Annotated in this window: 8 protein-coding genes and 3 tRNA genes; 2 read left to right on the forward strand and 9 right to left on the reverse strand. The window is 70.4% G+C overall.

Annotation, left to right across the window (positions count from 1 at the left end; translation table 11 throughout):
• Window positions 1–23: 23 nt before the first annotated feature.
• The 3 genes from casB to cas3 all read right to left on the reverse strand — a co-directional run bounded on the left by casB (window position 24) and on the right by cas3 (window position 5,481).
• Entirely contained in the window at window positions 24–686 is a 663-nt protein-coding gene (gene casB / locus ACIG3E_RS07050) for a type I-E CRISPR-associated protein Cse2/CasB (RefSeq protein WP_399612271.1), read from the reverse strand.
• Window positions 683–2,464: a type I-E CRISPR-associated protein Cse1/CasA gene (gene casA / locus ACIG3E_RS07055; protein ID WP_399612274.1), complete on the reverse strand. Its 1,782-nt coding sequence runs from the start codon at window positions 2,462–2,464 to the stop codon at window positions 683–685. Before casA ends, casB begins: the two co-directional genes overlap by 4 nt.
• Before the next feature lie 116 nt (window positions 2,465–2,580).
• On the reverse strand, window positions 2,581–5,481 hold the full coding sequence (gene cas3, locus ACIG3E_RS07060; protein WP_399612276.1) for a CRISPR-associated helicase Cas3': 2,901 nt from the start codon (window positions 5,479–5,481) through the stop codon (window positions 2,581–2,583).
• Window positions 5,482–5,571: 90 nt separating this feature from the next.
• Here cas3 and ACIG3E_RS07065 point away from each other — a divergent pair, with 90 nt between their 5' ends.
• Together ACIG3E_RS07065 and ACIG3E_RS07070 are read left to right on the forward strand one after the other, a co-directional pair.
• Window positions 5,572–6,813, forward strand: a complete 1,242-nt coding sequence (locus ACIG3E_RS07065) for a hypothetical protein (protein WP_399612279.1) — start codon at window positions 5,572–5,574, stop codon at window positions 6,811–6,813.
• 1 nt (window position 6,814) lies between these two features.
• Window positions 6,815–7,741, forward strand: a complete 927-nt coding sequence (locus ACIG3E_RS07070; RefSeq protein WP_399612281.1) for a nucleotidyl transferase AbiEii/AbiGii toxin family protein — start codon at window positions 6,815–6,817, stop codon at window positions 7,739–7,741.
• A gap of 81 nt (window positions 7,742–7,822) precedes the next feature.
• Here ACIG3E_RS07070 and ACIG3E_RS07075 read toward each other — a convergent pair whose 3' ends face one another.
• The 6 genes from ACIG3E_RS07075 to ACIG3E_RS07100 form a co-directional block, all read right to left on the reverse strand.
• A complete protein-coding gene (locus tag ACIG3E_RS07075) occupies window positions 7,823–9,040 on the reverse strand; it encodes a hypothetical protein (protein ID WP_399612284.1) in 1,218 nt (405 codons plus the stop codon).
• 80 nt (window positions 9,041–9,120) lie between these two features.
• Window positions 9,121–10,188 carry a hypothetical protein gene (locus ACIG3E_RS07080; RefSeq protein WP_399612287.1) on the reverse strand — a complete coding sequence of 356 codons (1,068 nt, stop codon included), beginning with the start codon at window positions 10,186–10,188 and terminating at the stop codon, window positions 9,121–9,123.
• Window positions 10,189–10,466: 278 nt separating this feature from the next.
• Window positions 10,467–11,093, reverse strand: a complete 627-nt coding sequence (locus ACIG3E_RS07085) for a hypothetical protein (protein ID WP_399612290.1) — start codon at window positions 11,091–11,093, stop codon at window positions 10,467–10,469.
• A gap of 301 nt (window positions 11,094–11,394) precedes the next feature.
• Window positions 11,395–11,468, reverse strand: a tRNA-Ile gene (locus ACIG3E_RS07090).
• Between the two features lie 264 nt (window positions 11,469–11,732).
• A tRNA-Asn gene (locus ACIG3E_RS07095) sits at window positions 11,733–11,805 on the reverse strand.
• A gap of 5 nt (window positions 11,806–11,810) precedes the next feature.
• Window positions 11,811–11,883, reverse strand: a tRNA-Asn gene (locus ACIG3E_RS07100).
• Between the last annotated feature and the right edge of the window lie 97 nt (window positions 11,884–11,980).

Raw genomic sequence — 11,980 nt, forward strand, 5'->3', positions numbered from 1 at the left:
CGGGTCAGACGGTTCGGTGGTGGTCAGGTTCCGGGTGGCACTTCGGTGGTGCCGCCTGCGGTGCTGTCGGCTGCCGTGGCGTCGTTGCTGTCGGCACTGCCTTGACCGCCGCGCGCGTAGTAGGCCAGGCCCCACCTGCGCCGCACCCATTGCCGCCGCTCCGGGTGCGACCATTGGCGCAGGTCGCGCATGAGCTGGTCGTAGTCCAACGGAATTCCCTGGCCCCGCAGTTGGGTGATCAGGCCGCGCAGGCGGTACAGCAGGGCGGGGACGGACGTGGTGGTCGCCGCGGCCTCCACTCTGCGGTCCAGGGCGCTGTCGAGGAACTTCTCGCTGTCGCGGAGTCTGCGCAGCGCCCGGCCGAGGTTGACGTGCTTTTGGTGCATAGGGCGGTTCTGGCCCTGCTGGTGCAGGCCGTAGAGGGTCACCGCGCCGTGCTCGGCCAGGAGTTCGGGGGTGAGCTCGCCATCCGTCTCCGTGGCGTAGTACGGCCACAGAGCCATCACCGATCCGGCCGGCTGGCCGAGTCCGGACCTCAAGTCCGCCAGTTCCTCACCAGGAGGGCCGCTGCCCTCCACCGAGGGGATCCAGGTGCCGTCAGTCCTTAGGTAGCGGCGCCAGTAGGGGACTCGGCCCGGCTCGGTGCTCTCCGGCCCGGGGAGCGGAGGGTTGGTCACGGTGGTCACTGCTCCGTCGTCGGCGAGTTGTCAGTCGTGGGCGGCCGTCCCTGATGGTGAGCGGCGCGGCGGAACAGGATCTTGCGGAGGTTGGCCCTGAAGAAGGCCTCGGCGGTGCTCTCGCGCGCGATCCGGGTCTGGCCCTCCTTGCCCTTCACCTCTCGGCCGGAGAACGCTGACGCCGTGCTGGTGGTCGAGAGCAGGTCGTCGGCGATCTTCCACGCCTCCCGGTAGGCCCTCTCCTCCCAGGCAAGGAGGCCCTGCTCGGTGCGGTCGAAGTCCTCCTCGCCGACTTCGCGCAACCCGACCAGGAGCCGACGTACCAGCAGGTCGAGGGCGTGCAGCAGTGTCTCGCCGGGGTACTGCCAGGCCCCGAGGGGCGGGGGTGGTGCTCCCGCCGCGCGGCGCAGCTCGGCGGAGAGGGCGTTGACAGCCCTGGCGAGCTCTTCGGCTTGTTCGACGATGCCGAGGAGGGCGCCGCGGATGTCGCTGTCGGGTCGCAGGGCGGCGAGCGGCAGCGGGATCTCGTCGTGGTAGGCGTCCTCGATGTTGCCGAGCTTCGTTCCGTAGCGGATGCCTGTCAGCTCCACCTGGGCGCCGTACCCGCCGGGCAGGTAGTCGCCGACGTCGACGAGCTGGCTCAGCAGGATGCTGGTGTGGAAGCCGTCGCCCTTCTTCGTGGCGTGTTGTTCCACGGAGGACTTGCGCACGGCCAGCAGGGCGTCGAGTCCGCGCCATGCTGCCCGGCCGGTCCGGTGGCGTACGGGACGGAAGTGCGCTCCCTCATCCGGCCGGTCGCCGCGTCGCGCGGACCGCCCGGCCCGGGTCTGGGCACTGTCGACGTGCCATGCGGTGTGCGGCTCGTGGTCCATGTCGGGGAGCAGCCGGTCTCCGGCGGCGACGACGGCCCGGGACACGCGCAGTTCGCCGCGGGAGGTCCGCTCGGGCACGAGGCGTACGCGGCGTGACTGCCAGGTCCACACGTCGAGCAGCCCCCGGCCGGCCCGGGTGGTCCAGGCCGGTGTCGCGCAGGAGAGCGTCTGCGCCACCTCGCCGTCCTTGGCGCGGCGCAGCCATTGGGGGAGGTCGTCCTTGAGGGCTTGCCTGCCGTACGGAATGTTGAGCAGGAGGGTCTCGTACACCGTGGTGCCCAGGGGCATGACGACCCCGAGCTGTCCGAGGGGTCCGACGGGGTTGCCTGTCGTCTTCCCCGCCTTCGTGTTCGGGTCCCCTGTCGCCCCCGTCTTGATCGCGCCGGTGTCCCAGCAGTGGACGTGCAACAGCCACCGGGCCGCCTGTGCCGGAGTCAGCTCCAGTGGGTCGCCCTCGGTGCGGGAGGAGAACAGCGGCACGTTGTTCCCCAGGGCCGCGGTGGCGACCAGGACGGCGGCGCTCTTGGTGGCGTCGCCGGACGTGGTCAGACCGGCGACTTGGGCGAAGGGATCGTCGGCTGCGAAGAGGTCGAAGAGGTGGTGGTGTGCGTCGAGGTAGGTGGACAGCTGTTCGCGCTCCTCGTCGCGGAATCGGCCAGCGGTGAACTTGCGCCCCCACTCAGTGGCGTCCGCAGGGAAGCCCAGGGCGTCCACCACTAGAGGCAGCAACAACTGTCGGTAGATCGCCGGACGTTGGGTGGGGGCGTCGACGAGGAGTTCGGCGTACAGATGGGAGTCGAGTAGCAGCTCACGGACGCAAAGCTCGCGAGGACGTGCGGACCAATGGTCCCCCGTCTGGCTGCCGCCCGGGCGGGCGCGCACGGGCAACCACGGCTCATCCAGCAGGTTCCACAACGCGCATCCCCCTCGGCACGGTCATCTCCGCCCCGCCCGGACTCCGGACCCGGCGCCAGCTTTCCACAACGGAATCGCACGCATAGGGCAAACAAGCGATTTCCCGGTGTCCGGCGCTACGGCCCGCCCACGACGCCCTCGTCGACCAAGCCGAGCTCGGCGTCGTATCGCAGGCGGCGGCCCTCCAGCACAACCTGGTACCACGCGTCGAACACCAGCGCCCGACGGACGCTGAGCCGCGGCTCCGCCGCCTCCCCCTGCTCACGCGGCCACTTGTTCCACGCGGGGAGCGGGTGGAGAACGGGTGGATGCAACGGGGCGTAGTCCGCGGGGAGTTCGATCGTGTGGGTGAGCAGATCATCGATCTGTGCGGCGGGTACCTTTCCGCCCTCGCCAAGCCGTATGCCCGACAAGGTGCGGTAGCCGCGGCCGTCCCGCACCACCACCACGGCCTCGGCAGAGGGCTCCTCGCCGCGTACCAGCGCCGCCAGGTCGCGGCCACCCGGCAGGACGCGGGCCGCCACATAGTGCAGCCCGGCCAGGGTGCCGCCCTCTCCGCTGCCGCGCCGTGACAACAGCAGGCGGCGCGCCTGGTCGGCACGGGCTCTCCGTACGTCCAGCCACTGCCGTTGGGCGACGTCCGCGTCGTCGCGCCATGCGGCGGGCAGGCTCGACGAGTCGCCGTACCCGGCAGCTGTCAGGGCCGGGATCCGGCGCGGCAGCACCCACGGCTCTCCCGTGCCGGTGGCGGCTTCCGTGACCACATGGGCAGCGATCAGCAGCGGGTAGCGCCCGTACCGCTGTTCGCACGAGTGCAGGAAGCCGGGCATGTGCGGGGAGCTCATGGCGCTCGCCCCCGCGTCGCCTGTGGTCATGCCGGTGACCAGGATCCGAGGCACGCCCAGACGCGCGGGGCGCTCCCTGAGGGGAGCGCGGTGCAGTCGGCCTGCCCTCTGCAGCAACAGGTCGACGGGGGCGGGGTCTGTGACCAGCAGATCGACGTCCACGTCGAAGGACTCCTCCGCGACCCTCGTGGCGACGACCACGAGCCGACGTGGCCGATGGCTGTCGCCGCGCGGGGAGAGAGAGCGCAGGCAGAAGTCCGTGCGCACCGCGCGGTCCCGCGCAGTCATGTGCTCGTGCAGCAGCACCACGTCATCCGGGCCGAAGTGGTCCCGAAGTGACTGGTAGAGGCTTTGGGCGCGGGGCGTCGTGTCGCGTATCACCAGGGCGCTGCCGCCGTTCTCCAGTTCTTCCGCGAGCCGCGCGGTGACTGCCGCGTCGGCGGCCTCCGGGCTCGGACGGAGCACGTCCTCGGACAGGATCTCCACGGTGTAGGCGCGGTCCGGGCGGAAGCTCCCGCAAGCCCGTGCCAGCGGGGTGCTGGGAGTCGTCCCGCCGTCGGGAGGTACACACACCGCCGTGACGCGGGCGGGCCCCTCCAGGGCCGCCGTCGAGTCACCGCCGTACTCGTCCCGGCCGGTCGCGCCGGTCAGGTAGGCCTCCAGGACTTGTCGGCGCTGTTCGGACGGCAGCGTCGCCGAGAGCAGCACCACCGGCACGCGGGCCTGGCCAAGCCAGCGCAGTGCTTCCTGGAGGAACTGCGAGCCATGCACGTCCGTTGCGTGCACCTCGTCCAGGACGACTACCTTGCCCAGCAGCCCGGCCATCCGCATCGACGCCCAGTTGCTGCGCGCGGCCGAGTACAGCAGCTCGTCGAGCGAGCTGACCACGAACGGACACAGCAGTCCGCGCCCAGAGCTGAAGAAGAACTCCGAGGGGCTCTGATCGCCTGCGCGCTCCTCGGGTTGAGTATCCGTGTCCTCTCCGCAGTGGCCCAGGGCCTCCGTGCGCTGCTCGGGCGTCGCATCGTGCAGGGCCGTCCACTCGGGCGAGAGGTTGTGCCACAGGTGCAGCAGAGCGACGTGTGCGCCAAGGCCGTCCTGCGTGGCCTCCGCCCACTCCTTGACCTCGCGGAGCATGGGGTCGGCCGTCGACCAGCGCGGCATGCCGACGAACACGCCGTCGAAGCCGAAGCGGGCCGCCAGGATCTCCGCCACCACCAGCCCGGCCCGGGTCTTCCCCTCACCCATGGGAGCTTCGATGATCAGCATTCCGGGGGCGGGCATCGTGCGGGCCGTCTCGGTCGCCAGTTGTTGCACGGGCCGGGGCGGGTCCCCATAGCGGCGCTCGAACACCTCGTCGTCGGGTACGGGAAGCCCCTCCCACCCTCGGCGCATGCCCAGCGCCGTCCAGGACCTGTGGGCGCGCTCACGCGCACTGCCGAGGGTCACCTTCGCGGGGTCGTCGATGCCGTGGAAGTACTCCTTGCCGCTGGCCATCTGGTCGGCCATCGCGATCAGCCCGGCGAGGTGCAACTGCAGTGCTCGTGAGGGAACTTCGGAGGGAACAAGGCGTGCCGCCGAACGCAGCTCCAACAGTTCGCCCACTCTGTGGAAGAGGACGCGCTGGACCTCGCGCCACCCCTGGCGTCCCTCCGCCTGTCCGCGCGTCGGCGGAGGGGGCTTGATCCCGCTGGCGAGCGGGAAGAACCCGTGGTGCCCGGCGATCAGCGGCCAGACCCATTCCACGTGCTCCGGCGGCCACCCCTCCTCGGACAGGAAGCGTCGTACGAGATGCCCACCGGCGTGCTGATGCGGCCATCCGTACCGCTCGACGGTCGGTGCGTGCCAGGTGAGCCCGGCTTCCCGGACCGCCTTCGCCGCCTCGGGGTACTTGCCCTGCCAGGCGGGCGTCGCCTTGCCCAGGTCGTGCAAGGCCGCGAGCCACATGAGCAGTGCGCGCCCCCGGCCGGGGCCCCCGGCGACGCGGTCCAGCATGCCTCGGGTGGCGGGGGCGAGGTAGTCCTCCCAGACGCGCTCCGCCACTGCCCCCGTGTCGAGCATGTGGGACAGGAGAAGATTCGGGGTTCCGTCCGCGTAGTCGGCGGTCTTGCCGATCAGCGCCCACACCTGCCGCTCGATGTCCTCGCCACCCTCACGACCCGCCTCGCTCATCACAACTCCCCCTCACACAGCTGGCGTTGTACTGCCAGCCGGAGCCCGTCGGCGCGATCTTCCTCTTGCGGTCTGTGTCATCCTGCCCCCATGACGGACGACGCGGCCCCAAGCGCTCAGGCATTGTCCGCCGCGTTCGACTCGGACTTGCTCACCGACTACGTGCCCGACGCGCTCGGGGCCGCCGACGTCCGCCGTCAGCTGGACCTCGGTCGGCCACTCGACGACGGTCCGCTCCACGTCGGCCGGATGCGGGTGCCGCTCGCCCGGCGGACGGAGACCATACCGGTCCTCTCCTGCGCCGTTCGGGCCCGCATGCTCCTGCTCACCGAGCAGGCCCTGGCCGTTCACGCGCCACGTCCCGAGGTGTTCAGCTACCGCTCCCTGGCATGGCGGTACCGGCCTGCGTACCAAGCGCGGCAGCGCCATCTCCAGGCGCTGGCCTCCCGCCCCGACCTGTCGCTGGTCCTCGTACTCGACGTCCACCGGTTCGGCCAGTCCCTCCCACTGAGCGCCCTGATCCAGGCCCCCTGGATGACCGAAAGCCTCGCCACGGCCCTCGCCGCCCTGCAAGCAGTGGCCGACCGCACACTTCTGCCCGGGCATCGCTGGTCCAATCGGCTCGGCACAGCGGCGCTCGCCCCGCTGGACGACACGGTGGCGGCACTCGCACCAGGCCGCTGGGCACGCTGGGGCGACGACCTCCACGTCTTCACGCGGGGCCAGGCCGAGGTCGACGACATTCGCTCCGCTGTAGTGGTGGCTCTGCGGCAGCTCGGGCTGAGTCTGTCGCAGGAAAAGTGCACCGTCGCTCCTGCCGCCTCCGTGCTGGCCGGTCCCGCCCGTGTCATCGACGGCCGTCCCGAAGAGATGTGGCGTACGGGTCTGGCGAGCGGCGACGTCAAGGCCCTCCGGTACGGGCTGTCGCGCACGGCGCCGGACGAGGTGGTCAGCCGGACGCTCGTCGCCGCCGTCCGGGACCATCCGGCCCTCCTGCCCCGGGCAGTCCACTATCTCGACCGCGCCGCGCACACGCCTGCTGGTCATGCGGCCATAGCGGAGCTGCTGCACACCGCAGAGGCCGACGCGTTCGCCGCCGCGCGTCTGCTGGCTCTCGCGGCTCGGCATCCGGGCCTGGCCCCTGGAGTACCCGACCGGTTGGTGGCAGCGGCGGACGGCTCCGAGTTCGTCCCGCTGCGCGAACTCGCCTTCCGGGTCGACGTGCTGCGCGGACGCCGTCACCCGCGTCCTCCGACGTCACGCATGCGGGACTGGCTGGCCTCGGGCGCCCGCCCCCACCATCAACGGCCACAGATCACTACGCTGTTGTGACATGGAGAAGGCGGGGGCGAAAGCAGGTGCGTCGAGCGCTTCCGGCTCACCCTTGGTCAACGGTTGGTACTCCCCCTCCCAGCCCGTCGCGGTCCGCCATCGTCTAGAGGCCGTCGCGATCACCTTGCACTCGTTCCAGCAAGCACTCGCCCCGGGCACCTGGTACCTCAAGGGCTCCGCGGCGCTGGCTGCCTGGATCGGCCCAGCGGCCCGGCTGCCGAACGACCTGGACCTCGTCGTGCCGGACGAATTCGGCCGCCAGTTGCTGGCGTCGGGCGCGCTGCCACCCGGCCCTCGCGGAGAGTCACTGCGGGTGACACGCCACGAGCCGGTGACCTTCAGCTCAGGAGCATCGCCCACGGTGTACCGGGTGCTGGTGGACGTCAACGGACCGGGGATGCTGCCCCCCGTACTTCTTGGCCTCCAGCTCATGCCGGAAGCCGACTTGAGGAACGATGGGCGCACCACGCTTCTCGACTTCCCTGGACCGGTGGGAGCGGTCACCGTCCCGTCGGTCACTGGGTATCGGTTCCTGACGCAGAAGCTGGTGCGCTACACCCGGCGCCGCAGTGGCGGCCGCGTCAACACCCATTGGCAGGACCTGGCCGACATGCTCCTCGCCGCGGCCCACCCCTCCTACCCGCCCCTGCGCCTCGGGGCACTGCATCGGGATCTGACGACCGAGATGAGGGACTTCGGCCGCACCCTTCCGGCCCTCCTCCCAGCACCACCTGTGGAGTGGCTCGACTTCTGGGACGCGGCAACCTTCGTGCAACGGCTGCCGTTCGGGCGGCTGCCCGAGGCCGCGGACCGCCTTGACCGCTTCTGGGAACCCGTGCTGCGAGGCCCGGGGCACGCGACGGCGGATGGCGGAGGCGCCATGGGCGCGGTGTGGAGACCGGGTACGTGGGACTGGATCACTCCCTGAGCCGTCCTCGCGGCTTCCGCCGCATGGGCGTGTCTGTCGCCAGCGAGGCCGCCCTGCCTCAGTTCACAGCCTTTCGCAGACTCACAGACGTACGAAGGCCGCGCGAACCGAAGACGGCAAGTGCTCCAGCCACCAGTTGCGCCACCGCCGGGCGTGGACCAGGTGGTGGTGGCCGACCTGACCGGCTCCCGCGCGCGCGAGACCGGTGAGGTGGTCCACCGCGTACGCCGCGCCTTCGCTGTCCAACGGCTTCCCGAACTCGTGCAGCGCTGCCTCCGGGCACGCGGTCCCCTTCAGTGTCTTCGTCACGTGCAGGCTGAAGTGGGCGCGCTCACGTGCCGCGGCCAGGCCCATGGAGGACAGCGGCGCCACACCGACGCCGCTGTGCATGCGCCCGTCGGTTCGTCGGTTGGCGGCCGTGACCGCTGCCCGCATGATCTCCGCGTCCGGTACAAGGCCGCTCAGCCCATCGCCCAAGGTCGCGTGCAGCTGGCCGGTCGGCCGTACGGCGTCGCTCAGTGTGCGTAGGTGCTCCACCAGGTCGGACTCCCTGGCCAAGCGGCGCCGGTACGTCTCCCTGAGGACCGCTGCCGTGCTCAACCTGCCCGCCAACCAGGCCTCTGCCCACGGCAGGAGTTCGTGAGCGTTGCCTTCGGTGAGGCGTGCTCCGCTGGGGCGGCTCAGCGTGCCCCACTCGATGTCATGCACGTCCGTGACCGCGTAGAAGTCCGTGGAGGCGCACCCCTCCGCGGTCTTGGTCCAGCCGTCGGCAGACGGTACACCGGGCATGCGCGGGTCCTCGTCGAGCGCCGCACCTCGTACGCCGTGTCCCCCGCCCAGGGGCCGCACCAGCACACCGGCCAGCAGCGACGCCGCCTGCGCCACCCCCAGGACGCGCGGTACCTCGCCGATCACTGAGGCGGCGCGAGCCTCTTGGGTTTCCGGCCGGTCACGCCTCAGTCGGGCGGCCATCGACATCTCATAGCAGGCGAACAACAGGGACTCGCGCCGCTGGATGCTGTCCCCGTCGAGCTCCACGCGATCCCATGCCCACCCATGTCGCACCCCGTTGGTGAACCGCATCCGAGGGGGATCTGCCGCGCCAGGACGGATCAGGACCAGGTCCTTGCCGTAGTACGAGGCCGACCATCGGTCGCTGTCCGTGCCCCTCGCCACCAGGGCCAGGCTGTCGCGCACCTCGCGCAGTCCGGCGTCGTGGTCCCCGGCCTCCTCCACACTGGCCCGCAGCGCGCTGGTCACCACGATCATCGTGACCTCGCGTCCACCCGCCTCAGCCACCTTGCCAAGGACGTCCCCGGCGTCCGCGCAGCCGGGTGGAAAGCCTGGTGCGTGTCGTGGCGGCCAGGCGAACGCGGCGCTCACCGTTGCCTCCTGCGACGGCGGAAGAGGCTGACGAACAGGCGCCGCAGTCCTGGGAAGGAGCTCATGAGCAGCGCCGTGACCAGACAGGTGATCCCCAGCGTCCGGTACAGGGAAGCCACGTCCGCCTGCGGCAGTCCCTGCCAGATCGCCAGGCCGGTCGCCAGGGGAAGACCGATCGCGGCCAGCAGGCCCAGAATGGCGTTGGTCGTCTCGGTCTCCGCCGCCTGGACCTGCCGGGACAGCTCGCCCAGGTCACTGACCAGGCTTTGCAGCGCTTCGGGCAGACCACAGCCCCGCTGGAAGTTCCGCATGATCGCCGTACACACGGCCTGCCGTCCGAAGTCCGCGGCCCAGTAGCTGCGGCGGAAGACCAGAAGGTCCCGCTCCAACTGGCCCACCTTGCGCCGCAGCGGCTCGTGCTCCCCCATGCGGGCCACCTCCTGGCCGAAGGCGTCAAGGACGATCCGCTGCAGGCAAGCCAGTGCCAGGGCGTCGCTCTGCAAGGTCGCCAAGTGGAAGCTGGAGGCGTCGTAGTACTGGTAGTTCGGGGGCTGCTCCGGGTTGGGATCGGCCGCGGTCCCCACGAGGGCCAGTCCGCGGGCGCCGGCCACCCCCCGGATGGCGTTCGGGAGCCGCAGATGCAACTCCCGCAGCTCCTCCCCGGCCTCGTGCGGAGGTGCGTATTCCGTTGTGTACAGCATCTTCCACAGCCATTGCTCCGCCGCGGGGAGGTCCAAATCTTCGTGGAAGACGGGCAGTTCACCCCGCGACGTGACGAGCACGCCGTGCACCATCTCGCGCTCCGTCTCGGCGATGCGACAGCCTCTCGGCAGCTGCTGCGACACCCAGTGGCGTTGCTCGCCCTGGCGATGGTGCGCGTCGATGTTCGCGCAGAACTGCAACGTCTTGGGAAGGTCCGCGGGTCTGACGGCCGGGAGCCTGCCATGCAGGAGGACCACACCATTCGCCGCCGCGGGCGTGTCCATGTCCGTGAGCGCGGCGTCCGTCGGCGCACCGATCCTGATCACCTCGACGGCACTCAGCTGGAAGCCGACCGGACACACGACTGCTCCCTCGCACCGCTTGTGCCACCTGACGTCAGGTGTCCACAGCAGAGGGGCTAGCCGAGGGGTGGTGTACGAGGAGCGTCGTGCGGCGTCCGATACCACCTCGTTCGGACGGCCGACGCGCCAGCGCCGTTCGAGAGGCCCGGGAGTGAAGGATTCGTCCGGTGCTTGCTCGACTCGTACGGCGGCGATCAGCACCGCCTGGCGGCGGTGGAGCATGTCCGGATCGTTCAGCCCAGGGCCGACGGGGCCTTGAGGACCTGCGAGCGGCCCACTCATCCCAACGCCTCCAACGCGTCGCGCAGGTGCCGCCGCCTCTCGACCACGTCGAGCGGCCTCCACGGCTTCATCACGGGCATGGAAGTCTCGTCATCCAGCAGCACGCGTGCGTGGGACCGCTGCGGAAGCCCTCTGGCCACGAAGGTCATGGCGCCCGCCAGGGCGTGCGCCCGATGGAAGGCGAATGCCTCCATGCCGTAGCGCCGCCCGGCCGAGAAGACGTGTGTACGCCTACGGTCGACGACGGCCCTCTCACGGCGGGACACATCGAAGCAATGCTTGCCGACCTCGGGTTGGTAGCGCGCCACGACGAACTCATCCGCGCCCTTACTTCCGGTGGAACCGGGAGCGACGGTCACGTCCATCAATGTGTGGGACAGCTCGCCCCTCAGCACGGCGGAGGCAAACGCCCATCGGTGATCATGTGCGTCGGCGTCGGCACTGTCCGTCTGCCAGACGTGCAGGAAGAGCCTGGCAGCACCGCCCGCTGTCCGCGCGAGGGGCAGCTTGATGAATCCGTTGGGGTGGATGATGGCCTGCGGCCCCAGCGGCGGGAGGAGGCCCTCGGTGAAGCGTTGCTCCAGGGCTGCCAGCAACACCGCACCGACCAGGTCGTCGCACACGGTTGGAACACCAGAGGCCACCCTAGAACCGACGTGCTGTCCAACGACCTCACATGCTGGCACTCGCGCCATTGAGCCCCCTCGAACCCCGCGGCCTCTGGTCCCCCGCCCTGGCACGAGCGGTCCCCGCACCATCATCGGCTATGGCGGATGACCGGACTGCTCCCCGCGCGCGGGGAGGTCCTCCGGCTGCCGCCCTGGCTCCTAAACGGCCGCGCCCCCAGCCGGATCAGGTCCGGTGGGGGGCGCTGGGGGCCTCGGCGCGTGGCAGGTGTCACGTTTCTGCACCTGCGCCGCGCAGTGGGGCGGGTGGGACTCGAACCCACGGCCGACGGATTATGAGTCCGCTGCTCTAACCGGCTGAGCTACCGCCCCTAACGGCGCGTCGCGCACATTTGTGCGCGCCGTCTGCCGCAGCATAGCCGCTCATACGATCTCCTGCTCCGGCTGGTCGGCATCGCACGACCATGAGGATGCCGCTGCGGCCCGCGCGGTTCCACCAGGGGCGGAACGAGTTCGCGTGCGCGGGTCTCGAGGGCGCGGGCAAGGGGTCGTTGGGGGCGGGGCCGGGGGGCGGCTCCGGTACGCGCGAGGACCCCTGGGCGCCGTGGTGGTGCCTCAGGGGTCCTCGTCGTACAGCTCTCCCGACTGGACTCGAACCAGTAACCTGCCGGTTAACAGCCGGCTGCTCTGCCAATTGAGCTACAGGAGACCGAGCTCCCCCGACTGGACTCGAACCAGTAACCTGCCGGTTAACAGCCGGCTGCTCTGCCAATTGAGCTACAGGGGAATGACTCTTGGTGACGGAGTCACTGCAACAATGTCACCTGCCTGGGGATTCCCGGGCGGCGTGCGCTCGCTGCGACACATACATTAGCGCAAGCAGG

Source organism: Streptomyces sp. NPDC053474, assembly GCF_044544845.1.
Taxonomy (GTDB): domain Bacteria; phylum Actinomycetota; class Actinomycetes; order Streptomycetales; family Streptomycetaceae; genus Streptomyces.